Below are 24068 nucleotides of genomic sequence, written 5' to 3'. Positions count from 1 at the left end.
TCACTGCTGCGGATTGAACGAACCGACACCACCGATCCGCGAGAAGGGATAGATGATGAAACGGACCTTGCCGCGGATATCGCTCACCGGGACCGTGCCCTGGTACCGGTCCTCGACGTGGTAGCGCGAGTCCTGCGAGTTCAGGCGGTTGTCACCCATCACCCACACATTGCCCTCGGGAACCTTGATCGGACCGAAGTCGGGGCCGAGACACGGGGGCACCTGATTGCCCGGACCGGCCACGCCGGGCCCGAACGAGGCGACCGTCTCCTCCTGGAGCTTCATGTCGATGTAGGGCTCACGCAGCGGGCGGCCGTCGACCTTGACGCCGACGCCCTCGTCGTTACGGCATTCGACGGTCTGACCGCCGGTGGCGATGACCCTCTTGACGAGATTGTTCTCGTCGGGCGGCGCGAAACCGAACCACGAGAGGGCGTCCTGCGCCTTGTGCATCACCGGATTCGTCGACCGGGGTGACACCCAGGCGCCGTTCCACGACTCCGACGGCCCCTTGAAGACGACGACGTCGCCGGGCTGCGGATCACCGAACCGGTAGGTGAGCTTGTCGATCACGATGCGGTCGTTCGTGCAGCCGTCGCAGCCGATGAGGGTCGACTCCATCGACTCCGACGGGATCACGTACTGCCGACCGATGAAGGTCTGCAGAACCCAGGTGAGGAGCAAGACGCACCCCACGATGATCACGACTTCGCGCAGGAGCGAACCCGATCCGGATGTACGCTTGCCGCGCTCGTCGGATGGGTCGTCCCGGTCGGTCTTCAACCGCCATGGACGCTTGGCGTCCTCGTCGCGGTCGCCGCCGGGGGCGTCGTGGGGTCGCTGTGTGTCGGCCACCTCGTCAGGTTAGACGCGTCAGCGCTTTTCCTTGATCTTGGCTGCCTTGCCGCGCAGGTCACGCAGGTAGTAGAGCTTGGCGCGACGGACGTCACCGCGGGTGAGGACGTCGATCTTGGCGATGTTCGGGCTGTGCACGGGGAAGGTGCGCTCGACGCCGACGCCGAAGGACACCTTGCGGACGGTGAACGTCTCGCGCACGCCGCCACCCTGACGACGGATGACGACGCCCTTGAACACCTGGACGCGCTCCTTGCTGCCCTCGATGACCTTGACGTGGACGTCGAGGGTGTCGCCGGGGCCGAAGTCCGGCACGTCGTCGCGGAGGGACTGCTTGTCGAGGAAATCGAGCGTGTTCATGTGGCGTGGTCCTTGTCTGGCGGAAAACGTTGAGCAGAGGAACCTGGCGGCCCGTGGGCTCGACCGGTTCGTGCTCCGAGTCGTTGGCGTCGCTGCCGACGGTGTCACTGACGTCGAGGTCACGGACGGCCCCGGAGACGGGGCATCGTCGGCAGGCAACCCGACTATTGTGCCAGAGACACCCCGGGCCGACGAAATCGCGGTGCGGCACTACACGCGCGGGCCGACGACCACCACATTGTCGGCCTGCAAGGCGGAGACGGTGGCCGGGTCCATCGGGGTCGCCGCGGCGATCGCGGTGGGCGTGACTCCGGCGTGCACCATGTGGTCGAGAATCGCGAGTTCCGGCGCCCGCCCGTCGGCGGTGAGCGCCTCGTCGTCGGCGAGTTCCACCCCGGCCCGTTGATATGGCTGCGGGTCGTTGGTACCCACGACGACCACCCGCGTTCCTCGTGCACCGGTCCCCACCCCCACCGCCGTCCGGAACCAGCCGGCGATCGACGACGGAACCGTCGTCTGCAGTCGCTCGGCTCTCGCCCGCAACCAGGTCAGGTCAGCGGCGCCGACCCCATCGCGGCCGGTGCGCGCGGCGGCGCCGGCCAGACCGCCGACACCGGCGGCCACCGCTCCCGCCGCGCCCATCGCCCCGAGCGGCATCATCGGCATCATGCCGCTCGTCGCCGCGGGCGCACCCGCGCTCTGCCCCGCCTCGCCCGACCGTTCGGTGTGGTCGTCGCCGGCGGCGGTGAGTGCCATCCGGCCCGTGCTCGCGGCTTCGACGCGCCACGTGTCGTCACCGATCGCGGAATTTACCTCCGCGCGCCGCACGTCGCGGTCGGCGATCAGCGCGATCACCGACATCTGCTGCCGGGTCTCGGTCACCGTCCGGGCATAGGCGTCCAGCGACGTCCCCAGTGCGCGAAGCCGGTCCGCCGCCCCGGGCAGATCGGCCGCGGCGCTCCGTCCGAGGCCGTCCACGACGGCCTGGTGAAACCGGCCGGCCGCACCCTCATCCCCCGTGTACGAGTCGGTCGCCGACGCCACCGCTCCGGCGAGGCCGTCCAGTGCATCCGCCAGTTCGCGGGCGCGCTGCGCCGAGTCGCGCAGGGCGGCGGTGTCGGCAGTCGGCCACGTCCCGGGTGCCAGCCTCTCGGCGATCCGCTCGGCCTCGTCCGGCATCATCGGACGTCCCCCCGACCGATACGCGTGGACGCTTCGGCGTCGGTGGCGAGGAGCGCATCCACGCCGGACACCAGGGCCTGCCGGTGCGCATCGAGCCGGTTCTCCGCGTCGTACAGGGACTCGGCGGCCGCCGCGACCGCCGGCGAGAAACCCTGCCGGAATGCTCGAGCCGGGTCACCGACGCCCACCGCCGCGTCGACGTCGCGGAGAAGCGCGGAGAGTTGGGCTCGCACGTCCGCGAGTCCCACCGTCGCCTCCGCGACACGCAGCGCCAGTGCGGCGGCCGCGCCGGTGTCCGCCGCGACCCGGTGGCGATCGGCGTCCGCGACCGGGACCGGATCAGGAGTCGCCATCGGTCACCACGCGCTCGAGACGGGCGTCGGCGTAATCGATCGGCAGATCTGCTGCGGTGGAGAGCACTTCGGCGGATCGGGTGCGCAGGGCGGTGTCCGCTTCGGCGATCAGCGTGGTGAGAAGGGTCGACAGCTGATCCGCGCGGTAGCGTCGAAGTGCGGCGGGTTCGATCGCGATGTCCACCGCGAGTCCACGCGCGTCGACCGTCACCGCGACGAGCCGGTCGTGACTGGTGGCCCGAGAGGTCAGCTGCGACAACGCTTTCCGGATGCGTTCGAGTTCGCTGCGCTGCCGGTCGAGTTCGTCGACCATGGCCGAATACCCCTGCATCCCCGAACCCCCTGCGAGTCGAATCCCTCGCGAATCCTAGCCCGGATCGCGCGGATGGTCCGTGGCGGAGTCCACAGCGTCCGTGAGAAGGTCGGGTCGTCGCGCGCGCGTGCGTTCGAGGGCCTGTTCCGCACGCCACCGGGCCACCTTCGCGTGGTCGCCACTGAGAAGCACCGACGGGACGTCGAGACCACGCCAGGTCACCGGCCGTGTGTAGCTCGGACCTTCGAGCAGGCCGTCGGAGAACGAATCCTCTTGATGCGACCGAGGATTGCCGAGCACACCGTCGAGGAGACGCACGGTCGCCTCGATCATCGCCATGACCGCGACCTCTCCCCCGATGAGGACGAAATCGCCGAGGGACACCTCTTCGACGCGCACCCGCCGGGCGGCGTCGTCGAAGACGCGCTGGTCGATGCCCTCATATCGGCCGCAGGCGAACACCAGGTGCTTCTCCGCGCTCCAGCGACGGGCGGTCTCCTGGGTGAACGGCACGCCGGCGGGGGTCGGCACGATCAGCAACGCGTCGTCGGGGCACACCTCGTCGAGGCACGGACCCCAGACGTCGGGCTTCATGACCATCCCGGGTCCGCCTCCGTAGGGCGAGTCGTCCACGCTGCGGTGGACGTCGTGCGTCCAGTTCCTCAGGTCGTGCACCGTGACGCTGATTCGTCCGGCATCGATCGCCTTGCCCAGCAGCGCAACTCGGAGCGGATCGAGATATTCGGGAAAGATCGACACGACGTCGAGGCGCATCACGGCGCCTCGTCGATCGAATCCGGATCCAGCAATCCCTCGGGTGGGTCGATCACGATCAGTTCGCGACTGACGCTCGGCACGATCTCCCGCACGAACGGGACGAGCACCTCGCGGCCGTCGGTCGTCCGCACCGACAGCAACTCGCCGCCGGGCAGGTGCAGGACCGATTCGACGACGCCGACCGCGGCGCCGTCGACCAGTTGCACGGGCACGCCTTCGAGTTCGTGATCGTAGAACTCGTCCGGGTCGTCGGAGGGCTCCACCTGCGAGGAGTCGATGAGGAACAGCGTGCCGCGCAGGGCGTCGGCCGAATTCCGGTCCGCGACGCCGGCCAGGGACACCAACAGCCGCCCGGAATGCTCCCGGGCGGCTGTGATGGTGAAGTCCCGTTCCCCGGCACCACGCGGCAGACGGCCGCGCAGCACCGCGTTCGGGGCAAAACGCACCTCGGGCTCGTCCGTGCGGACGTCCACGACGATCTCCCCACGGATTCCATGTGACTTGACCACACGGCCGACGACGAGATCCACGATGCGTTCGGTGTTCGGGTTCTCGGTCAGCGGTCGGTGTCGACGATGTCGACGCGCATCCCGCGTCCGCCGATTCCGGAGACCAGGGTGCGCAGCGCGGTCGCGGTACGACCGTTGCGCCCGATCACCTTGCCGAGATCGTCGGGGTTCACGTGCACCTCGACGAGCCGCCCACGGCGGCCTGTGACGAGGTCGACCCTGACGTCATCGGGGTTGGAGACGATTCCGCGGACCAGGTGCTCGACCGCGTCGGCGACGACTGCGCTCACGCGTCACCCTCGGCGGCGGGCGCCTCGGCAGCCTCGTCGTCCTTCTTGGCGGCCTTCTTCTTCGGGGTGGTCGCGGCGGCGACGGGCTCGTTGTCGGCGGCGGCGAGCGCGGCGTTGAACAGGTCGAGCTTCGACGGCTTGGCCTCGGCGGTCTTCAGGGTGCCCTCGGCGCCCGGCAGGCCCTTGTACTTCTGCCAGTCACCGGTCACCTTGAGGATGGCGGCCACGGGCTCGGTCGGCTGCGCGCCGACTCCCAGCCAGTACTGGGCGCGCTCGGAGTCGACCTCGATCAGCGAGGGCTCTTCCTTGGGGTGGTACTTGCCGATGGTCTCGATGACCCGGCCGTTGCGGCGGGTGCGGGCGTCGGCGACGACGATGCGGTACTGCGGGTTGCGGATCTTGCCGAGCCGCGTGAGCTTGATCTTGACAGCCATGTCTACTTCTCTTTCGTGTGGTCACTGCGCAATTCAGCAGTCCGCCCGGAATGGCGGACCCGGTTTTGCGTCTGTATCGGTGTGACCGTCGGGCGGCCGTAACCGGATCCGACGAACCAGCGAGCCATTGTGCCAGACCGGACCGCGGACACCGAATCCGACGACCGGGCGGTGAGCGATGCCGGAGTCGGAGGCGCCGATGTACCGGCATGTGGTCACCCACCCCGCGAGGACGACCACATGCCGTACGTCGCTCTTCCGTCACTCATCGGTGTCGGCTCATCGGTGTCCGGGCTCGCGACACCGCCGGAGCCTCCCTCGACCCCTGGCTCCGACGGTTCCGCGTCGCCGAACCCAGGCTGAGAGGATCCGGCGTGGACTGATCCGGTTCGCAGATAGGAGAACCGTTGCAACGCCGTTGCTACGTTACGTGGCGGTAAGAACGCCAACCAGAGGCCGTCGTGTGTCGTTGCTCACACGATGTGGCGCCCCGACGACACCACTGCTAGCGGGTGTCGCAGGACGCCCAGATCGTCGCAGGGGTCGGCCGCATAGACCACGAAGTCGGCGCGATGCCCGTCCTCCAGGACGTCGGCGCCGAGCCAGCGCCGGGCGTTCGTCGAGGCGGCCGCGATCGCGGCCGCGGGACCCAGGCCGATGCCGGACAACGCCTCGATCTCGTCGACGATACGACCGTGTTCGACGAATCCGCCCGCATCGGTCCCGGCGAAGATCTGCACTCCGGCCTCGCGCGCGGCGTCGAACACCTTCGGCGCACCGGCGTGCAGAGCGCGCATGTGCGCGGCATAGGTCGGGAAGCGCTCGGCGCCGTCGGCGATCCCGGGGAAGTTCTCGACCTGGATCATGGTGGGCACGAGAGCAATCGAGCGGTCGACGAGCTGATCGATCAGATCGTCGGTCAACCCGGTGCCGTGCTCGATGCAGTCCACGCCGGCGCCGATCAGGTCGACCAGCGCGTCCGTTCCGAAGACGTGGGCGGTGATCCGCGCGCCGTGCTCGTGCGCCACGGCGACCGCCGACTCGATCTGCGCACGCGACCACAGCGGGGCCAGGTCGCCGACCTCGCGATCGATCCAGTCCCCGACGATCTTCACCCAGCCGTCGCCGGCCTGCGCCTGCCGGGCCACCTCGGCCGCCAGTTCGTCCGGATCGTCGAGGTCGACGCCGTAGTCGCGCAGGTACCGCTTGGGCCGTGCGATGTGCTTGCCCGAGCGGATGAAACGAGGGCACGCGGGATCGTCGTCGAGCGGGTGAGTGTCCAGCGGCGACCCGACCTCGCGGATCAGCAGGGTGCCCGCCCGGGCATCGGCATAGGCGAACCCGCGGGCCTGCTCGATGTCGACACCGAGGCCGGGTGCGATGCCCACATGATTGTGGGCATCGACGAGTCCCGGCAGGATCCAGCCGCCGTCGACCGCCGTCTCGGCGTCGGGAACCGGTGTGGCACTGATGGTGTCACCGTCGACCCAGAACTCGATGGGCTCGGCGGTCAGCGGGTCGGTGCCGCGATAGTGCCGGGTCACTTCTTCTTTTTGGGCTGCTGGAGCTGCGACACGTCGAGACCCTCGAGCCCCGGCGGCAGCTGATCGAGGCCGGCCGGCATGTTCGACAGGTCCGGGAACCCGGCCGGCATACCGCCTGGCATGCCCGGGAAACCGCCGCGCACCTTCGGCGGCGTGGGGCCGCGGCCCTTACCCTTCTTGCCCTTGCCCTTCTTGCGGTTGGACTTGCGGTTCATCCCGCCCATGCCCATCCGACCCGACATCTGCGCCATCATCTTCCGGGCCTCGAAGAACCGGTCGACGAGCTGGTTGACCTCGCTCACCGTCACACCCGACCCGTTGGCGATACGGATGCGGCGCGAGGCATTGATGATCTTCGGGTTGTCGCGTTCGGCGGGAGTCATGCCGCGGATGATCGCCTGGACCCGGTCGAGTTGTTTGTCGTCGACCTGCGACAGCACGTCCTTCATCTGGCCGGCGCCGGGCAACATGCCCAGGATGTTGCCGATCGGGCCCATCTTGCGGATCATCAGCATCTGCTCGAGGAAGTCCTCGAGGGTCAGCTCGCCCTGCGTGATCTTGGCGGCAGCCGCTTCGGCCTGCTGCGCATCCCAGTGCTGTTCGGCCTGCTCGATGAGCGACAGCACGTCGCCCATCCCGAGGATGCGGCTGGCCATGCGGTCGGGATGGAAGACGTCGAAGTCCTCGAGCTTCTCGCCCGATGACGCGAACATGATCGGCTGGCCGGTCACCTCACGCACCGACAGCGCCGCACCACCGCGCGCATCACCGTCGAGCTTGGTCAGCACGACGCCGGTGAAACCCACGCCGTCGGCGAAGGCCTCGGCGGTGGTCACCGCGTCCTGGCCGATCATCGCGTCGACGACGAACAGCACCTCGTCGGGCGAGGTCGCGTCGCGAATGTCGGACGCCTGCTTCATCAGCTCGGCGTCGATGCCCAGACGGCCGGCGGTGTCGATGACCACGACGTCGTAGTGCTTGCTGCGTGCCTCGTCCACACCGGCCTGCGCGACCGAGACCGGATCGCCCGCGGTCACGCCGAGCGTGCCCTCACCGCCCACGCTCGTGCCCGGATGCGGCGCGAACACCGGCACACCGGCGCGTTCACCGACGATCTGCAGCTGCGAGACCGCGCCCGGCCGCTGCAGGTCACAGGCGACGAGCAGCGGCGTGTGCCCCTGCTGCTTGAGCCAGTTACCCAGCTTTCCGGCGAGCGTCGTCTTACCGGCGCCCTGGAGGCCGGCCAGCATGATGACGGTCGGCGGGTTCTTGGCGAACCGCACTCGCCGGGTCTCGCCGCCGAGAATGCCGACGAGTTCCTCGTTGACGATCTTGACGACCGTCTGCGCCGGATTCAGCGCCCCGGAGACCTCCGCACCCTTGGCGCGCTCCTTGATCCGGGCGATGAAGGACCGGACCACCGCGAGCGAGACGTCCGCCTCGAGCAGCGCGAGCCGGATCTCGCGGCAGGTGCGGTCGATGTCCGCGTCGGACAGCCGCCCCTTGCCACGCAGATCCTTCAGGGCACCGGTCAACCGGTCGGAGAGGGAATCGAACATGGTCCCATCCTTCCATGTGGGTCCCGGGACCGAACATCTAGGAGATGGGCACTCCGGACCGGCCGGTCCCGCCGTAGGACTGGGGCCCGTCGCCGTCTTCCTCGCGCACCGGCCGCGGAGGCGGACAGACCGCGACGACGGCCTCGGCCAGTTCGGCCCGCGCGTCCTCGGTGTCGGTCGCCAGCCGGAGGCCGAAGATGTCCACGCCGGTGGTGCCCAGAGTCGACACCTTGGCCCATCGGATGTCGGCGCCCCGCTGCTCCAGGACCGCGCTGACCCGGCTGAGCAGGCCGATGCGGTCATCCGAGCGGACTTCCAGCACCGCCTCCCCCGCGGGTGCGTCGAGCCACGTCACCCGTGGCGGTGCGACGGCGAACAGCGCGGGCACCGCGTTCTTCGGATGCCCGGCCCCGTCCACCTCGGGATCGGTGCTGCCCGCGCTCGCGCCGATCGTCACGACGGTGCCGGGAATCGTGCTGACCGTCCCGATCGTCGGGATCGGCGAGTCCCGTTCGCGTGCGTCGAGCCGCGCGAGGACGTCGATCTTGCCGTCGACGGCAGCGATGAGCTGCTGACGCAACAGACCGGCATCGGGCGGACTCCCGAACATCGGGACCACCTGGAAGGAGTTGATCGCCTTGCCGTCGGCACTCTGCGCGGAGGCCGAATGGGATCGCAACCCACCGAGGGCCAGCACCCCGGCCATCTTCGACAGCAGGCCGGGCTGGTCCGGCGCGACCATCGTGACGCGGTAGGTGTGCTGGCCGTCCGCCCGGACGAGCCGCACCGCGAAGTCCCCCTCGGCCGCAGTCGCGAGCTGTTCGGCGGTCAGCGGTTCCGGCGCGCTGGGCTCCTCCCCGTCGATGAGTCGCATCGATCGGCGGACGAGGTCGAGGATGAGCGAGGCCTTCCACTCCCCCCACACCCCCGGACCGGTGGCCAGGGAGTCCGCCTCGGCAAGTGCGGCGAGGAGTTCCAGGAGCACCCGATTGTGTCCGAGGGTCTCGACGACGGATTCGGCGGTGGCCGGGTCGTCGAGGTCGCGACGGGTGGCGACCTGCGGGAGCAACAGGTGGTGGCGCACCATGTCGGAGAGGATCGCCACATCCTGCGGCCAGAGTCCGAACCGGTTGCCGACCTGGACCGCCAGATCCGCGCCGACGATGCTGTGATCGGCACCCCGGCCCTTGCCCAGGTCGTGGATGAGCGCACCGAGCACGAGGAGGTCGGGCCGGGACACCCGCGTGGTCATCGCGCTCGCATAAGCGGCCGTCTCCACGAGGTGCCGGTCGACGGTCCAGGTGTGGATGGCGTCGCGGGGCGGGAGGTCGCGGACCGCACCCCATTCCGGCAGCAGCCGTCCCCACAGTCCCGTGCGGTCGAGCGCCTCGATCGGGTCGACCATGTGGTGTCCCGAACTCAGCAGGACGAGCAGGTCGCTGCGCGCCTCGGCGGGCCACGGCTCGCGGAGTTCCGGCGCGTAGTCGGCCAGTCGGCTCAGCGTCGAAGCGCTGATGGGCAGACCGGTGCGTGCCGACGCCGCCGCCACGCGCAGGATGAGGCCCGGGTCCTTGCTCGGGATCGCGTTGCGCGCCAGGACGATCTCGCCACTGTGCTCGACCACGCCCTCGTCGAGCGGACGGCGCAGGGGCGAGCGCCGAAGCTTCGCCAGTCCGCGGCGCGGCAGGGCGTTGCCGGCGGTCCGCAGGCCGACGTCGATGGAGTAGCTGACGGTGCGGGCCGAGTCGCTGATGACCCGGGCGAGATCGAACCGGTCCCCGATCCGGAGCGCAGCCCCGATCTCGTCGGCGTCCTGCGCCTGCACGTGCTCGCGGGGACGCCCGGCGATGCGGTGCAGTTCGGTGCGGATGTCGAGGAGCCGCGTGTAGGCGACCTGCGGTCCGGCGCCGGGCGAGTCGGGCCGCAGGCTCGCCATCCCGTGGGTGAGCTGAGCGATCGCCAGTGCTCCCAGGAGCTGCACGTCGCGCAACCCGCCCCGGCCGTTCTTGAGGTCCGGTTCGGCACGGTGCGCGATGTCGCCCGCGCGCCGCCAGCGGTCCTGGGCGTGGGAGACGACTTCGGGGAACCGATTGCGGATGTCGTTGCGCCACTGCTGGCGGACGCCGCTGATCAGCAGGGTGGACAGGTCCTCGTCGCCGGCGATGTGGCGGGCTTCGAGCAAGCCGAGCGCCGCGGTGACGTCGTCACCCGCGACCTGCATCGCCTGCGGCACCGTCCGGACGCTGTGGTCGAGCGGGATGTTGGCGTCCCACAACGGATACCAGAGACCGTCGGCCACCTCGGACACCCGTTCGGCGGGCATGTCGTCGTGCAGCAGGATCAGATCGAGGTCGGAGTACGGGAGCATCTCGCCGCGCCCGAGTCCGCCGACGGCGACGATCGCGAAGCCACTGTGCGGCTTGATGCCGAGTTCGGCGCCCTTGCTGGTCAGCCAGAACTCGTGCAGGTCGACGAGCACCTGGCGCAATGCCGGTGCGTCGAGTTTTCCCGAACGGCCGGATTCGGTGAGTTGCCGTCGGGTCTTGGCCAGGTCTGCGGCGCTTACGACTGCCTCCAAAGTGTGAGGGAGAGAGGATGATTCGCGCTGCCGAATGGTACGGCCCCGCGCCCGACTGGTCGTCGGGCACGGGGCCGTTCACCGGAGTTCGTCAACGCAGCACGGGCTCGCTACAGAGCGTCGCCGCCACGCTCGCCGGTGCGGACGCGGACGACGGACTCGACGGGCGACACCCACACCTTGCCGTCACCGATCTTGCCGGTCCGAGCGGCCTCGACGATCACGTCGACCACCTTGTCCACGGCCGCGTCGTCCACGACGACCTCGACACGGACCTTCGGTACGAAATCGACCGAGTACTCCGCGCCGCGGTAGACCTCGGTGTGGCCCTTCTGGCGTCCGTAGCCCTGGACCTCACTGACGGTCATGCCGAGGATTCCGGCCTGCTCCAGTCCGGCCTTGACATCCTCGAGCGTGAACGGCTTGACAATTGCAGTGATCAGCTTCATTAGTTATCCCTCTCCACAGGAATCAGCGTAGTAGCGATTTGGCTCGAGCGTCATGCCAGCTCATAGGCCGTCTCGGCGTGTTCTGCCTCGTCGATGCCGGTCTTCTCGTCCTCATCGCTGACCCGCCAACCCAGAGGCTTGAGGACGAAGGCGATGATCGCGGTGAGCACACCGGTGAACACGAGTGCGAAGAGGGCGATGACGACCTGGACCACGAGCTGCTTGTAGTCGCCGCCCCAGAACAGGCCCACGTCCTTGCCGATGAGACCGATCGCGACGGTGCCCCACAGGCCGGCGACGAGGTGGACCCCCACGACGTCGAGCGAGTCGTCGTAACCGAACTTGTTCTTCAGCCCGATGGCCGTCGCGGCGAGGGCACCGGCGATGAGGCCCAGGATCAGCGAGCCGACCGGCGTCAGCGAACCACAGGCCGGGGTGATGGCGACCAGACCGGCGACGATGCCCGATGCGGCACCGACGCTCGTCGCGTGCTTGTCGCGGATGACCTCCACGACGAGCCAGCCGATGATCGCGGCGGCCGTTGCCGCCGTGGTGTTGACCCACACCTGTCCGGCGAGGAGGTCGGCGCCCAGCTCGGAGCCGACGTTGAACCCGAACCATCCGAACCAGAGGAGTGCGGCACCCAGCATGACGAACGGGATGTTGTGCGGACGGTACGCGGTACGGCCGAACCCGACACGCTTGCCGATGATGAGCACGAGCACCAGTGCAGCGATACCGGCGTTGATGTGGACCACGGTGCCGCCGGCGAAGTCGATGGGTGCGACATTGGCCGATCCCTCCTCGTCGACGCCGAACATCTTGGCGGCCAGACCGTCCTCACCGGCGCCAAGCAGGCCGCCGCCGCCGACGAGTCCACCCCACACCATGTGCGACAGCGGGAAGTACACGATCGTCGACCACAGCACGGTGAAGACGAGCCAGGTCGAGAACTTCACCCGCTCGGCGAGCGCACCGCTGATCAGCGCGACGGTGATGACCGCGAAGGTCAGCTGGAATCCCATGAAGACGATGGCGGGGATGCTGAGTCCGCCGGTGACGTACTGCTCGGTGTCACCCTCCCCGATGGTGTTCATGAGCTGATCCGACCCGAACAGCGCGAACGGGTTCGCGAAGATGCCGCCGATGTCGCTGTTGCCGGTGAAACCATCGCTGAACGACATCGAGAAGCCCCAGAGCACGTACACGACGCTCACCGTCGCCAGTGCTCCGAAGGACATCATCATCATGTTCAGGACAGACTTGCCTCGCGCCAACCCCCCGTAGAAGAAGGCGAGACCTGGGGTCATCAGCAACACCATGGCGGCCGACACGAGCATGAATGCCGTGTTGCCCGTGTCTATCGGGCCAAACGATTCGTTTGGCAACTGAGCCAAATCCACTACGAAACCTCCTCAGGATGCGCCGACGGCTCGGCGCCTCCAAAGAGATTGTCCGCAGTCGGTTTCAGCCGTGGTGCCCCGACGTTTCAGGCGCGTAACCCCCTGGCCGGTTTATATTTCGCCCATGTAACGCCCCAGTTCGGCTCTGAGCCGTCTCTCAGGTTCGGCGGGCGACCGCTAACACCAGGTTTCCGATCACAGATCCCGAATTCACAGCAGCACCCGGGGAATTCACAGGAGGGCGTCGACGAACGCCTCCGGCTCGAAGGGTGCGAGATCGTCCGCGCCTTCGCCGAGCCCGACGAGCTTGACCGGCACCCCGAGCTCCTTCTGCACGTGGAACACGATGCCGCCCTTGGCGGTGCCGTCGAGTTTGGTGAGCACGACGCCGGTGATGTTGACGACCTCGGCGAAGACGCGGGCCTGCATCAGCCCGTTCTGTCCGACGGTCGCGTCGAGCACGAGCAGCACCTCGTCGACCGGCGCCTTCTTCTCGACGACGCGCTTGACCTTGCCCAGCTCGTCCATCAGTCCGGTCTTGGTGTGCAGGCGTCCGGCGGTGTCGATCATGACGACGTCGACGCCGGTCTCGATACCGCGGTCGACCGCGTCGAACGCCACCGCGGCCGGATCGGACTGCTCCTTGCCGCGCACGATCTCGGCACCGACCCGCTCGCCCCAGGTCTGCAGCTGGTCGGCGGCGGCGGCGCGGAAGGTGTCGGCGGCACCGAGCAGGACGCGGCGTCCGTCGGCGACGAGCACCCGCGCCAGTTTGCCGGTCGTGGTGGTCTTCCCGGTTCCGTTGACCCCCACGACGAGCACGACCGCGGGACGGCCGGCGTGCGGGAGCGCCCGGATGGACCGGTCGAGCGTGGGGTCGAGCTGGTCGACCAGGACCCGCTTGAGCAACGCGCGGGCCTCGCCCGCGGTCCGGACCGGATTGGCCGCGAGTTCGGTACGCAGCGTCTCGACGACGACGGCCGTGGTCGAGGCGCCGAGGTCGGCCATCACGAGCGTGTCCTCGATCTCCTCCCAGCTGTCCTCGTCGAGGTCGCCGGCACCGAGGAGTCCGAGTACTCCCTTGCCGATCGCGCCCTGCGACCGGGACAGACGGCCACGCAGGCGACCGATCCGGCCGGCCGTCGGCGCGATGTCGTCCAGCGGTGGCGCCGAGGTCGCCTGCGCGACATCGTCGGGCACCCGCGTCTCGGGTTCGACGGTCTCCGGTTCCGGCTCGGCCGTGACCGGCTCGGGTTCGATGACCCCGGGTTCGGTGACCTCGGGTTCGACGACCTCGGGTTCGACGACCGCGGGATCGGCCGTCTCCGGCAGTGTGCTCTCGGGCGCCGCCGCCTCGGACTCCCGTGTCCCGGGCGCTGGTGTCTCGGGTTCGGCGATCTCCGGCTCTGCTGTGTCCGGCTCGGGAAGCGACACCTCGGTGACGCCGCGTCGGATCGAGTCGCGCGGGACCGCGGCGTCGTCGCCGACACCCGGCTGGCCGTCCACGTCCGTGCGGTCCCCCGCGGGCCGCACCACCTCGGGCGCCGGGGGTTCCGGGGTCCGGGGTTGCGGCTCGCGTCGGGGCGGTTCGGCGAGCGCGGTCTCCCCGCGGCTGAAGCTGAAGCCCGATCCGGCCTGGTATCCCCCGGACCGGTCGACCTGACGGGTCGTGCCGTCGACGACCTCCGGCTGCCGTTCGTCGGTCAGCGAGATGCGCCGGCGGCGCGACAGCACCAGACCGAGCACGATCAACGCGATCACGACGAGTACCGCGACGACGATGCCGATGATGATTCCGGTGTTCACTGGCTGGTGTCCTCCTGTTGACCGACGGGCATGTTCACTCCGCGCATGCGTTGCGAGATGACCGTCGTGATGCCGTCGCCGCGCATGCTGACGCCGTAGAGCGCGTCCGCGACCTCCATCGTGGGCTTCTGGTGGGTGATGACGATGAGCTGGGACTTCTCTCGCAGTTGCTCGAACAGGGTGATGAGTCGCCGCAGGTTGGTGTCGTCGAGTGCGGCCTCGACCTCGTCCATGACGTAGAACGGGGACGGACGCGCGCGGAAGATCGCCACCAGCATCGCGACCGCGGTCAGCGACTTCTCCCCACCCGACAGCAGCGAGAGCCGCTTGACCTTCTTGCCGGGCGGACGCGCCTCGACCTCGATGCCCGTCGTCAGCATGTCGCCGGGTTCGGTGAGGACGAGTCGGCCCTCGCCACCCGGGAACAGTGTCTGGAAGACCTGGGCGAATTCGCGTTCCACGTCGGCATAGGCCTCGGTGAACACCTGCAGGATGCGGGCGTCGACGTCTTCGACGACGTCGAGCAGGTCTTTGCGCGCCGCCTTGACGTCTTCGAGCTGCGACGACAAGAAGTTGTACCGCTCCTCGAGCGCGGCGAACTCCTCCAGTGCCAGCGGGTTGACCTTGCCGAGCGTGTTGAGGTCCTTTTGCGCCTTCTTCGCACGGGCTTCCTGGGTCGCCCGGTTGTACGGCATCGGGGCCGGGGCTACGACCTGCTCGCCGCGCTCCCTGGCCTGCTCGTACTCGGCCATCTCCAGTGCCGACGGGGGCATCGGCACGTCGGGACCGTACTCGGCGATCAGATCGTCGGGGGCGATCGCGAAGGTCTCGAGGACCTGCTCTTCGAGCTGCTCGATCCGCAACGCGACCTGGGCCCGCGCCACCTCGTCGCGGTGGACGGTGTCGCGCAGGGAGTTCAGGGTGCTGGTCAGTTCGCCTGCCCGCACCCGCAGCTCGTCCAGGGTCGCGGTGCGCGCGGTCCGGATCTCCTCGAGTTCGTCGCGTCCGGCCTGGGCCGACGCCACCGCGGCGGCGAGGCGTTCACTCACCTGCGCGCCGGCGCGTTCGACGGCCGCCGCGACCCCGGCGGCCTGTCGCCGGATCTCGTCCTGGCGACGGGCCCGCTCGCGTGCCTCTCGCTCGCGCTGTGCGGCGCGGCGCAGCGAGTCCGCCTTGCCGCGGACCGAGGCCAGGCGTTCTTCGGCGGTCCGCAGCGTCAGACGGGCCTCCATCTCCGCGCTGCGCGCCACGCCGACGGCCGCCGACGCGGTGGCGCGCTCGGAGTCGTCGGTCGACATCTCGGTCCCCGCGTCGGACTCGTCCCGGGCCAGCCGGAGTCGCTCGGTGAGTTCCTGCAGGGACTGCAGGGTTTCCGCGCGGCCTTTCTCGAGCAGGTTCCGCTGTCGTGTCAGTTTGTCGGCTTCGGCGCGAGCCGCCCGGATCTCCTGGCCGAGCCGGGCCATCTGTTCGTATGCCGCTCCGACGCCGGCGTCGGACTCGTGGAGGGCGGCGAGCGCCTCCTCGGCCGCCTCCCGGCGCTCGTGCTGTTCGGTCAGCGCACCGTCGAGCGCCGCCTCCAGTTCTTCGACGCGTCGGCGCGTCGCGGTGAGTTCGGCGGTCGCCGCGTCGATGGCCGACTGGACCTCCAGCGTGGAGGGCCGGCGCGAGGAGCCACCTTCGACCGACGCCGCCGAGATGCGGTCTCCGGCGGGGGTCACCGCGCGTACACCGAGACGGCGGGCGAGCTCGAGCCCTTGCGCGGGATCGTCGACGATCACGGTGTCGGCCAGGACGGTGTCGATGGCGCCGCGGATCTCCGGCCGGGTGTCGACCACCGAGGCGGCCCACCTCGCCCCGTCCGGCAACGCGATCTCGCCCCGCCGATCCGGACCGGTGAGTCCGCCACAGATCAGCGCGGCCCGTCCCCCGTCGCCCGACTTGAGTGCCTCCAACGCCCGCACCGCGGCGACCCCGTCCACGGTGACGATGCCGTCGACCGCAGGTCCGAGCGCCCCGGCGATGGCGGTCTCGTAACCCGGCTCGACGGTGACCAGCTCCGACATCGGACCGAGGAGACCGTCGGGCGCGTTCTCCAGCAACCACGCGCCACCGTCGCCTCGTTCGAGGCCCATGGCGAGCGCGTCGACTCGCGCCGACAACGAGGCGATGGCGTGCTCGGCCTCGCGGTGTGCGGCCTGCAAGGTGGCCACGCGCTCGTTGGACAGGTTCAGCGCGGCGACGCAGCGTTCGTGGTGTTCGTCGAGCGCACGTTCGGCGGCCTCCAGTTGCGCCAGCTCACCCGCAGTCGAATCCTGTTGCGTCACAGCAACTTCGGCCCGTTCGACGGCGGTCGAGATCGCGTCGGTGAGGCGCTGGGCATCGGCGTCGGCCGACTCCGAGCGGGTCCGCAGGTTGTCCACCTGGCCCTCCAGCCGCGCGAGCCCCTCACGCCGGTCGGCGATGGCCCGGACCGCGGCGAGATGTGCGGCCTCGGCCGCTTCCGCGATCGATTCGCGCTCACCGAGCACTTCTCTGGCGGTTTCGAGCTGCTCGGCGGCGATCTCGACGCCCTCGGTCAGTTCGGCTTCGAGTTCGGCCGCCTCGAGGGCTTGCTCGTCGAGCTCGTCGGGGTCGGGCCCAGACGTCTCACCCACCGGCTCACTGAGGTATCGGCTGCGTTCGGCGGCCACCCGGCGGGTCGCGTCGACGCGCTCGGCGAGCGCCGACAACCGGAACCACGCACGGTTCGCAGCAGCGGCGGCCGGTGTGATCTCGGCGAGATGCTGTTCGTGTTCGGCCACTTCCGCGTTCGCGCGGTCCAGCTCGGCGGCCACCTCGTCCTGCCTGCGGCGGACCTCGTCCTCGACGGCGGCGTGTTCGGCCATCTCCATCCGGCGGGTGACGAGGTCGTCGGCGGCCAGACGCAACCGGGCGTCGCGGAGGTCGGCCTGCACGGTCTGCGCACGGCGTGCCACCTCGGCCTGACGACCGAGCGGCTTGAGCTGACGGCGGAGTTCGGCGGTCAGGTCGGTCAGGCGCGCCAGATTGGCCTGCATCGCGTCGAGCTTGCGGACTGCCTTTTCCTTGCGCTTGCGATGTTTGAGGACACCGGCCGCCTCTTCGATGAAGGCACGTCGGTCCTCGGGCCGGGACTCGAGGATCGCCGACAGCCGACCCTGCCCGACGATCACGTGCATCTCGCGGCCGATGCCCGAATCCGACAGCAGCTCCTGCACGTCCATCAGCCGGCACGAACTGCCGTTGATCTCGTATTCGCCGGCCCCGTCGCGGAACATCCGGCGGGTGATCGACACCTCGGAGTACTCGATGGGCAGCGCCCCGTCGGCGTTGTCGATGGTCAGCGTCACCTCGGCGCGGCCCAGTGGCGGGCGGCCGGACGTGCCGGCGAAGATGACGTCCTGCATCTTCCCGCCGCGCAGCGCTTTGGCCCCCTGCTCGCCCATCACCCAGGTCAGGGCGTCGACGACGTTCGACTTACCGGAGCCGTTGGGCCCGACGACGCACGTGATACCCGGCTCGAAGCGCAGGGTCGTCGCCGAGGCGAACGACTTGAAGCCCTTCAGGGTCAGGCTTTTGAGGTGCACGACGGTACAGACTACTCACCATCGCGATGTGTTTCGGGCTCCGCTCACCGTTCGACGAAGCCGTCGAGCTCCCCGCGCGGTTCATCCACACGCTCGACCACCAGGTCCACCTGTCCCGGGGTGGTGCCGGACCGCAGTGCGTCGAGCAGGGCGAGCGCCTTGTCTCGTGGCCCCTCGGCCACGACCAGCACCCGACCGTCGGCCTGGTTCGAGGCATAGCCCACCAGACCGAGTTCGAGGGCCCGGGACCGCGTCCACCACCGGAAGCCCACGCCCTGTACGTGTCCGTGGACATGCGCGGTCAGCCGGATGCGGTCGGTGCCGTCGTCGGTCCGGGTCTGGTCTGGCACCGTGTCAGTCCGTCTCGATCCGCAGATCCACCTCGGCACCGGCCTTGACGGTACGTCCGACGGTGCACACCGCGTCGATGGCGCGTTCGACGACGACGAGCAGGCGCGCCGCGGCCTCGGGTTCGAGCTCGGACAGGTCGATCTCGAGGATCTCCTCGATGCGCGGGTAGACCTCGTTCTCGCGGTCCGCGTCGCCACTCACCCGGATCGTCGCGTCGTAGTCGTCACCGAGGCGACGGGCCAGCGGCCGGTCCGACGACATCCCCGTACAGGCGGCCAGTGCGATCTTGAGCAGTTCGCCCGGGGTGAAGACACCCTCGACGTCCTGTGAGCCGATCAGCACCTCGGCGCCGCGAGAGCTTCGTCCGGTGTAACGGCGGGTGCCCGTGCGCTCGACCCAGAGGTCGGTGTGGACCTGGTCGGCAGGGACCCCGGACGTGGGGGCAGTGGCTTCGGTGGTCATCGAAGGCGGGTCCTCTCAGAGTCTCCGGCGGGCGCCGCCGGCATCGCGAACAATAGTAAGAGCTCCGGATCGGGAATTGTTCCCGGCGCCGCAGCACCACCCGGCTGGGTCAGCGGGCACTCGGTGGTCGCTGGCAGCGCGGACAGAAGAACGAGCTGCGGTTCATGAACTGCTCCCTGCGCATGATCGCCCCGCACCGGCGGCACGGCTCCCCCGCCCGCCCGTAGGCGTTGAGAGACCGCTCGAAGTACCCGGACTGTCCGTTGACGTTCACGTACAGGGCGTCGAACGACGTGCCGCCGACCTTCAGGGCCGACGCCATCACCTCGGTGACGGCGTCGATCAGCTCCCGCAGCTTCTTGCGACTGATCGTCTCGGCGATCCGCGCGCCGTGTAGTCGCGCGCGCCAGAGCGCCTCGTCGGCGTAGATGTTGCCGACCCCGGAGATCACGGTCTGGTCCAGGAGGACCCGTTTGATCTCGGAGTGCTTGGCGCGCATGCGATCCACGACGCGGCCGGAATCGAAGGCCGGGTCGAAGGGATCGGTGGCGATGTGCGCCACCGACATCGGGATGTCGGCGGGCGCTGCTGCGTTCTCGAGCGCGTACACATCCGGGGTGTAGTCGTCGAGATGCCAACCGCCGAAGGTCCGTTGGTCGACGAAGCGGAGTTCGTTCTCGTCGTCGAGGACGGCACGGACCCGCAGATGCGTGTGGTCGGGGGTCCCGGTCCGCGCGATCAGCATCTGTCCGCTCATCCCGAGGTGGACCACCAGCGCCGCCCGGTCGGCGGAGTCGGCGAGATCGATCCACAGGTACTTGCCGCGCCGGCGCACCCCGGTCACCTGTTTGCCGGCGAGCCGCCCGATCAGATCCGGTTCCCCGCCGAGGTGACGACGGATCGCACGCGGATGAAGGACTTCGGTCGACGCCACCACCCGACCGACGAGATGGGTCTCGAGACCGATGCGGACGGTCTCGACCTCGGGTAGTTCAGGCATGCATCGCCACGTGCGAGTCGTTCACGGGGTGGAGGTTCACGAGGCGGAGGCGCGCTCGGTGAGCACTTTCCAGGCGTGCGCCGCGGCCTGCTGCTCCGCTTCCTTCTTGGTCCGGCCGACGCCCTCGCCGAGGCTCTCGCCGGCGACCAGCGCGGTGGCGGTGAACTCCTTGTTGTGGTCAGGACCGGTCGCACTGATCTGGTACTGCGGCGGGCCGAACCCGCGTTCGGAACTCAACTCCTGGAGCGAGGTCTTCCAGTCGAGTCCGGCGCCGAGACGACCGGCACGATCGATGCGTTCGTCGAAGAGCCGGAGGATGACCCGCTGTGACGTCTCGAGTCCATGGCTGAGGAAGACCGCACCGAACAGCGATTCCAGACCGTCGGCCAGGATCGAGTCCTTGTCACGACCGCCCGTCATCTCCTCGCCGCGTCCGAGGAACAGGTACTTGCCCAGTCCGCCCTCGCCGCCGAGCCCGCGCGCGACGTCGGCGAGCGCGTGCATGTTGACGACGCTCGCCCGGATCTTGGCCAGCTCGCCCTCGGGCCGGTCGGGATATCGCAGATAGAGACGTTCGGTGATGACGACGCCGAGCACCGAGTCGCCGAGGAATTCCAGCCGCTCGTTGGTGGGCAGACCACCGTGCTCGTAGGCATAGGACCGGTGGGTCAGCGCCAGGGTGAGGAGGTCGTCGCGAATCTCGGTGTCCAGGGCGTCGAGCAGCGCGGCTCGCGGTCCGCCCTCGCGCACGACCTCAGTCACGATGTCGTTCCCGGTCGGAATCCGCGGTCTCGGCGGTGTCGCCGTCCGATGCCGACACCGAGTCGCCCTCGGCGAGGTCGGCGAACTTGTTCGCGAGGCCCGCCCAGCGGGGGTCGATGACCTCGTGCGAGTGCCCCGGCTCGGCGATGGCGAGCCGGACTCCGCAGACCTGGCACAGACCCTCACAGTCCTCGGAACACAGCGGCGACATCGGCAGTTCGAGTGCGACCGCGTCGATGATCGACTGTTCGAGGTCGATCCGGTCGTCGGCGATGCGATGGACGTCGTCGGCGTCGGTCGTCTGCTCGGTGGCGCTGTCCGGATAGGCGAACAGCTCGGTGAGGAAGACCGTCACGGTCCCGTCGACCGGCTCGAGGCAGCGCGAGCACTGACCGACCGTCTCACCACACACCGTTCCGGTGACGAGGATTCCCTCGGAGACTGCCTCCAGGCGGAGGTCGAGGTCGACGTCGGAATCCGCCGGGATTCCGACCATCTCGACGCCGAGCCGCTCAGGTGTCCGCACGGTGCGATGCACCTCGGACATGGTTCCCGGGCGACGTCCCAGCGAACGCACATCCAGCACGAACGGCTCGCGCTTCGGAGTCGAACCGGGACCGCGCGACGGCTCTGAAGTCACAGCATGATCAGCCACAGACGCCTACCATACGCTCGCCTCCGGGAATGATCGACCGACGCCGGCGGCGCGTGAGAGCCCGGTCGACAGCCGTGTCACACCGCGAGCGGCGAACCGTGGTCGCGGTCGTAGGTGTGGCGGGCCGATGCCTCGCGCGAGCGCGATCCGTCACCACGACCCTCCGGCCGTGCGGACTCGTCGACGCCCCGGGGGTACTCGACGTAGTCGTGCATTCCGGCACCGGTGCGCAGCTGATGCCGCCCACGGTTCACCGACCGCAGCGTGCCGGTCAGGACCTCTTCGAACTGAGCGAGCTTCTCGTCGACGTAGACGTCGCAGTCACCGCGCAGGCGATCTGCCTCGGCGTGCGCGGCGTCGATGATCCGCTCCGCCTCGGACTTCGCCGCACCGACCACCTCGGTCTCGGAGACGAGTCGCTGCTGCTCGGCGATGCCGTCGGCCACCGACTTGTCGTAGGAGTTGTTGGCCGCGTCGATGGTGCGCTGGGCTTCGGCCCGCGCCCGGCCGGTGACGGCCTCGAATTCCCGCGCCGCGCTCGTCTGCAGGCGATGGGCCTCCTCGGAGGCGTCCTCGACGAGCGAGCTCGAGTGCGCGCTGGCCTCGTCGACCATGCGGTCGGCCTGCGCCTTCGCCTCGGAGAGGATGCGGTCCGCCTCGGCGCGCGCGTGGGCGAGGACGGCCTCGGACTCCGAATCCGCCTTCGCCACCGTCGTCTCGGCGTGCTCGCGGGCGTCGCCGATGAGCGTGTCGCGCTGGTCGAGCACGTCCTGCGCGTCGTCGAGCTCGCCGGGGATGGAGTCCTTGATGTCGTCGAGCAGTTCCAGCACGTCGCCGCGCGGGACGACACAGCCTGCGGTCATCGGCACACTCCGTGCCTCTTCGACGATCGCGACCAGCTCGTCGAGAGCCTCAAATACCCGGTACACAGCCACCCCAATCCGGCGCTTGCCTGGTTGCAACAGTTGGTGAATCTGTGACTATTGTGCCGAATGGTGCGCTTGTGACTCGTGAAGCGCGTGGGGTGTGTCGCGATATGCCCCGGATCAGGCCGACAGTTCGCCTGACAGCCGGCTCATCAGGCGGTCGTGAACATGTCCCGACAGGAATGGCGAGACGTCACCGCCCAACTTCGCCACTTCCTTCACCAACGAGCTCGAGACGTGAGCGAAACGCGGGTCGGTGAGCAGGAAGATCGTCTCCACGTCGGCGAGCTCGCGGTTCATCTGCGCCATCGGCACCTCGTAGTCGAAGTCGACCGCGGAGCGCAGCCCCTTCACGATCGTGTGGATGGACTCCTGCCGCAGATAGTCGACGAGCAGACCCTCCCACCGATCGACCCGCACGTTCGCCAGGTCCGCGCAGTCCTCTTCGATGAGTCCGATGCGCTCGTCGACGCCGAACATGCCGCGCTTGTTGGGGTTGACCACCACGGTGATCACGACCTCGTCGAAACACGCCGCGGCGCGTTCCACCACGTAACGGTGACCAAGGGTGAAGGGATCGAAGGAACCGGGACACACAGCCGTCGTCATGGTCTGAACCTACCGGTCAGATCAGGCGGGCGATCTCCACCCGGGTGTCGCCGTAGGACTTGTCGACCATCACGTCGTACGACGCCGGCCACACCTCTCCGCGGGAACGGGCCGCCCGTTCGACGACGACCAGCGCGTCGTCGTCCAGGCGTGTGGTCAGGAGAGTGAGGTCTTCGGCTATCCGGTCGGCGGCGACGTCGTAGGGCGGGTCGGAGAACACCAGACCGAAGCGCCGTTCCGGCTCGCCCGCGAGGTAGGCGGACACCGCGCGCGTATGTACGGTGGCGTTCGAGGCCACCCCGCACGCCCGCACGTTCGCGGTGATCGTGGCGGTAGCCCGGCGCCCCGAGTCGACGAACGTCGCGCCCGCGGCTCCCCGCGAGATCGCCTCGAGACCCAACGCGCCCGATCCCGCATAGAGGTCGAGAACCCAGAGCCCGTCCAGATCGGATCGGGCGGCCAGCATGTTGAACACCGACTCACGAACACGGTCGGACGTGGGTCGGGTGCCTTCGCCCGGAACGCGCAGCCTGCGCCCACCCAGCCGGCCGGCGATGATCCTCGTCATGAGGCCATTCTGCAACCCGTGCAGCCGCGCAAACCAATCCTGAATCACGTCTTTGTGAGCCACTTCACATTGCATGCCTGAACAGGGACAAGGTAGTGGTTCTGCAGGCCAATTTCCGCAGGTACATGACTTCCCCGACACGCGTTGTTAACGTCGAGTGCGTTATGAGCCCTTCCCAAACAAGAACGGCCCCAACAACCACTCTTGCCGTCGACTACCGGACACCCACGGTCGACGACGGCACCCGACTCTGGGAAATCGCCTCGGACTCAAAGGTTCTCGACGTCAACTCGAGCTACTCCTACGTCCTGTGGTGCCACGACTTCGCCGCCACGTCCATTGTGGCCGAGGTCGACGGCCGCGCAGTCGGTTTCGTCACCGGCTACCGTCGGCAGAGCGACCCCTCCACCCTGATGGTCTGGCAGGTCGCCGTCGACGACGAGGTCCGTGGACACGGCATCGCCGCGACGATGCTCCATGAGCTGTTCGACCGCGCCAACCGCCAGGGCATGGTGGCCATGCACACGACGATCAGCCCGGACAACATTCCGTCGCAGCGCCTGTTCGGATCGGTCGCCAAGGCCCGTGGACTCCGATTCGAGCGCCGAGACCTGTTCCCCGCCAACGCGTTTCCCGACTCCCACGAGCCAGAGGACCTCTACATGCTCGAGCCGGAGATCCCCGAGCCCTGAGGCGAACGCCCCGAGCGCGCTTGCGC

General features: G+C 68.9%; 25 protein-coding genes. 1 reads left to right on the top strand and 24 read right to left on the bottom strand.

Annotation, left to right across the window (positions count from 1 at the left end):
* From lepB to rsmD, 24 genes are all read right to left on the bottom strand, one after another.
* The gene (gene lepB / locus AC3B5T_RS17080; protein WP_488357762.1) at positions 1 to 855 is read right to left on the bottom strand and encodes a signal peptidase I; all 855 of its coding nucleotides are present in this window, start codon (positions 853 to 855) and stop codon (positions 1 to 3) included.
* Between the two features lie 18 nt (positions 856 to 873).
* Entirely contained in the window at positions 874 to 1215 is a 342-nt protein-coding gene (gene rplS, locus AC3B5T_RS17075) for a 50S ribosomal protein L19 (protein WP_004572295.1), read from the bottom strand.
* Positions 1216 to 1425: 210 nt separating this feature from the next.
* Positions 1426 to 2394, bottom strand: a complete 969-nt coding sequence (locus tag AC3B5T_RS17070; RefSeq protein ID WP_488358781.1) for a hypothetical protein — start codon at positions 2392 to 2394, stop codon at positions 1426 to 1428.
* Positions 2394 to 2750, bottom strand: coding sequence for a hypothetical protein (locus AC3B5T_RS17065; RefSeq protein WP_488357761.1), 357 nt, complete (start codon positions 2748 to 2750; stop codon positions 2394 to 2396). Before AC3B5T_RS17065 ends, AC3B5T_RS17070 begins: the two co-directional genes overlap by 1 nt.
* Positions 2737 to 3081 (bottom strand): YbaB/EbfC family nucleoid-associated protein, encoded by a 345-nt coding sequence (locus AC3B5T_RS17060; RefSeq protein ID WP_488357760.1) that lies wholly within the window; start codon positions 3079 to 3081, stop codon positions 2737 to 2739. Before AC3B5T_RS17060 ends, AC3B5T_RS17065 begins: the two co-directional genes overlap by 14 nt.
* 36 nt (positions 3082 to 3117) lie before the next feature.
* Positions 3118 to 3837 carry a tRNA (guanosine(37)-N1)-methyltransferase TrmD gene (gene trmD, locus AC3B5T_RS17055; protein WP_010841586.1) on the bottom strand — a complete coding sequence of 240 codons (720 nt, stop codon included), beginning with the start codon at positions 3835 to 3837 and terminating at the stop codon, positions 3118 to 3120.
* A complete protein-coding gene (gene rimM / locus AC3B5T_RS17050; RefSeq protein ID WP_010841587.1) occupies positions 3837 to 4370 on the bottom strand; it encodes a ribosome maturation factor RimM in 534 nt (177 codons plus the stop codon). The genes trmD and rimM overlap by 1 nt, the downstream gene beginning before the upstream one ends.
* Before the next feature lie 26 nt (positions 4371 to 4396).
* The gene (locus AC3B5T_RS17045; RefSeq protein ID WP_004572301.1) at positions 4397 to 4639 is read right to left on the bottom strand and encodes an RNA-binding protein; all 243 of its coding nucleotides are present in this window, start codon (positions 4637 to 4639) and stop codon (positions 4397 to 4399) included.
* Positions 4636 to 5073, bottom strand: a complete 438-nt coding sequence (rpsP, locus tag AC3B5T_RS17040) for a 30S ribosomal protein S16 (protein WP_010841588.1) — start codon at positions 5071 to 5073, stop codon at positions 4636 to 4638. The genes AC3B5T_RS17045 and rpsP overlap by 4 nt, the downstream gene beginning before the upstream one ends.
* Before the next feature lie 473 nt (positions 5074 to 5546).
* On the bottom strand, positions 5547 to 6617 hold the full coding sequence (locus AC3B5T_RS17035; RefSeq protein ID WP_488357759.1) for an amidohydrolase family protein: 1071 nt from the start codon (positions 6615 to 6617) through the stop codon (positions 5547 to 5549).
* On the bottom strand, positions 6614 to 8176 hold the full coding sequence (gene ffh / locus AC3B5T_RS17030; RefSeq protein ID WP_488357758.1) for a signal recognition particle protein: 1563 nt from the start codon (positions 8174 to 8176) through the stop codon (positions 6614 to 6616). Before ffh ends, AC3B5T_RS17035 begins: the two co-directional genes overlap by 4 nt.
* A 37-nt stretch (positions 8177 to 8213) precedes the next feature.
* Complete coding sequence (locus AC3B5T_RS17025) at positions 8214 to 10754, bottom strand: [protein-PII] uridylyltransferase (RefSeq protein ID WP_010841592.1); 2541 nt, start codon at positions 10752 to 10754, stop codon at positions 8214 to 8216.
* A 110-nt stretch (positions 10755 to 10864) separates the two neighbouring features.
* The gene (locus AC3B5T_RS17020; RefSeq protein WP_004572306.1) at positions 10865 to 11203 is read right to left on the bottom strand and encodes a P-II family nitrogen regulator; all 339 of its coding nucleotides are present in this window, start codon (positions 11201 to 11203) and stop codon (positions 10865 to 10867) included.
* A 50-nt stretch (positions 11204 to 11253) separates the two neighbouring features.
* On the bottom strand, positions 11254 to 12606 hold the full coding sequence (locus AC3B5T_RS17015) for an ammonium transporter (protein ID WP_014926454.1): 1353 nt from the start codon (positions 12604 to 12606) through the stop codon (positions 11254 to 11256).
* A gap of 231 nt (positions 12607 to 12837) precedes the next feature.
* Complete coding sequence (gene ftsY, locus AC3B5T_RS17010) at positions 12838 to 14412, bottom strand: signal recognition particle-docking protein FtsY (RefSeq protein ID WP_488357757.1); 1575 nt, start codon at positions 14410 to 14412, stop codon at positions 12838 to 12840.
* Positions 14409 to 18017, bottom strand: coding sequence for a chromosome segregation protein SMC (gene smc / locus AC3B5T_RS17005; RefSeq protein WP_488357756.1), 3609 nt, complete (start codon positions 18015 to 18017; stop codon positions 14409 to 14411). The genes ftsY and smc overlap by 4 nt, the downstream gene beginning before the upstream one ends.
* Before the next feature lie 44 nt (positions 18018 to 18061).
* Positions 18062 to 18367 carry an acylphosphatase gene (locus AC3B5T_RS17000; RefSeq protein WP_010841596.1) on the bottom strand — a complete coding sequence of 102 codons (306 nt, stop codon included), beginning with the start codon at positions 18365 to 18367 and terminating at the stop codon, positions 18062 to 18064.
* 4 nt (positions 18368 to 18371) lie between these two features.
* Complete coding sequence (locus AC3B5T_RS16995; protein ID WP_014926451.1) at positions 18372 to 18830, bottom strand: OsmC family protein; 459 nt, start codon at positions 18828 to 18830, stop codon at positions 18372 to 18374.
* A 109-nt stretch (positions 18831 to 18939) separates the two neighbouring features.
* Positions 18940 to 19830 (bottom strand): bifunctional DNA-formamidopyrimidine glycosylase/DNA-(apurinic or apyrimidinic site) lyase, encoded by an 891-nt coding sequence (gene mutM / locus AC3B5T_RS16990; RefSeq protein ID WP_055474778.1) that lies wholly within the window; start codon positions 19828 to 19830, stop codon positions 18940 to 18942.
* Between the two features lie 36 nt (positions 19831 to 19866).
* Complete coding sequence (gene rnc, locus AC3B5T_RS16985) at positions 19867 to 20592, bottom strand: ribonuclease III (RefSeq protein WP_055474777.1); 726 nt, start codon at positions 20590 to 20592, stop codon at positions 19867 to 19869.
* Entirely contained in the window at positions 20585 to 21232 is a 648-nt protein-coding gene (locus AC3B5T_RS16980; RefSeq protein ID WP_148281273.1) for a YceD family protein, read from the bottom strand. Before AC3B5T_RS16980 ends, rnc begins: the two co-directional genes overlap by 8 nt.
* Before the next feature lie 92 nt (positions 21233 to 21324).
* Positions 21325 to 22176, bottom strand: a complete 852-nt coding sequence (locus AC3B5T_RS16975; protein WP_010841605.1) for a DivIVA domain-containing protein — start codon at positions 22174 to 22176, stop codon at positions 21325 to 21327.
* 117 nt (positions 22177 to 22293) lie between these two features.
* Complete coding sequence (gene coaD, locus AC3B5T_RS16970; protein ID WP_014926444.1) at positions 22294 to 22782, bottom strand: pantetheine-phosphate adenylyltransferase; 489 nt, start codon at positions 22780 to 22782, stop codon at positions 22294 to 22296.
* Positions 22783 to 22798: 16 nt separating this feature from the next.
* Complete coding sequence (gene rsmD / locus AC3B5T_RS16965) at positions 22799 to 23350, bottom strand: 16S rRNA (guanine(966)-N(2))-methyltransferase RsmD (RefSeq protein ID WP_055474776.1); 552 nt, start codon at positions 23348 to 23350, stop codon at positions 22799 to 22801.
* A gap of 164 nt (positions 23351 to 23514) precedes the next feature.
* Between rsmD and ectA the strand changes: the two genes are divergently transcribed.
* Positions 23515 to 24042: a diaminobutyrate acetyltransferase gene (gene ectA, locus AC3B5T_RS16960; RefSeq protein ID WP_010841608.1), complete on the top strand. Its 528-nt coding sequence runs from the start codon at positions 23515 to 23517 to the stop codon at positions 24040 to 24042.
* Positions 24043 to 24068: the final 26 nt, after the last annotated feature.

The organism is Gordonia sp. G4, assembly GCF_057770005.1.
This window is presented reverse-complemented; position numbering and strand designations above follow the sequence as displayed.

Coding starts and splice junctions, on each gene's coding strand:
- rplS (WP_004572295.1), bottom strand. CDS start 1,215: ATGAACACGCTCGATTTCCTCGACAAGCAGTCCCTCCGCGACGACGTG.
- AC3B5T_RS17070 (WP_488358781.1), bottom strand. CDS start 2,394: ATGCCGGACGAGGCCGAGCGGATCGCCGAGAGGCTGGCACCCGGGACG.
- AC3B5T_RS17065 (WP_488357761.1), bottom strand. CDS start 2,750: ATGGCGACTCCTGATCCGGTCCCGGTCGCGGACGCCGATCGCCACCGG.
- AC3B5T_RS17060 (WP_488357760.1), bottom strand. CDS start 3,081: ATGCAGGGGTATTCGGCCATGGTCGACGAACTCGACCGGCAGCGCAGC.
- trmD (WP_010841586.1), bottom strand. CDS start 3,837: ATGCGCCTCGACGTCGTGTCGATCTTTCCCGAATATCTCGATCCGCTC.
- rpsP (WP_010841588.1), bottom strand. CDS start 5,073: ATGGCTGTCAAGATCAAGCTCACGCGGCTCGGCAAGATCCGCAACCCG.
- ffh (WP_488357758.1), bottom strand. CDS start 8,176: ATGTTCGATTCCCTCTCCGACCGGTTGACCGGTGCCCTGAAGGATCTG.
- AC3B5T_RS17020 (WP_004572306.1), bottom strand. CDS start 11,203: ATGAAGCTGATCACTGCAATTGTCAAGCCGTTCACGCTCGAGGATGTC.
- AC3B5T_RS16995 (WP_014926451.1), bottom strand. CDS start 18,830: ATGACCACCGAAGCCACTGCCCCCACGTCCGGGGTCCCTGCCGACCAG.
- mutM (WP_055474778.1), bottom strand. CDS start 19,830: ATGCCTGAACTACCCGAGGTCGAGACCGTCCGCATCGGTCTCGAGACC.
- coaD (WP_014926444.1), bottom strand. CDS start 22,782: ATGACGACGGCTGTGTGTCCCGGTTCCTTCGATCCCTTCACCCTTGGT.
- rsmD (WP_055474776.1), bottom strand. CDS start 23,350: ATGACGAGGATCATCGCCGGCCGGCTGGGTGGGCGCAGGCTGCGCGTT.
- ectA (WP_010841608.1), top strand. CDS start 23,515: ATGAGCCCTTCCCAAACAAGAACGGCCCCAACAACCACTCTTGCCGTC.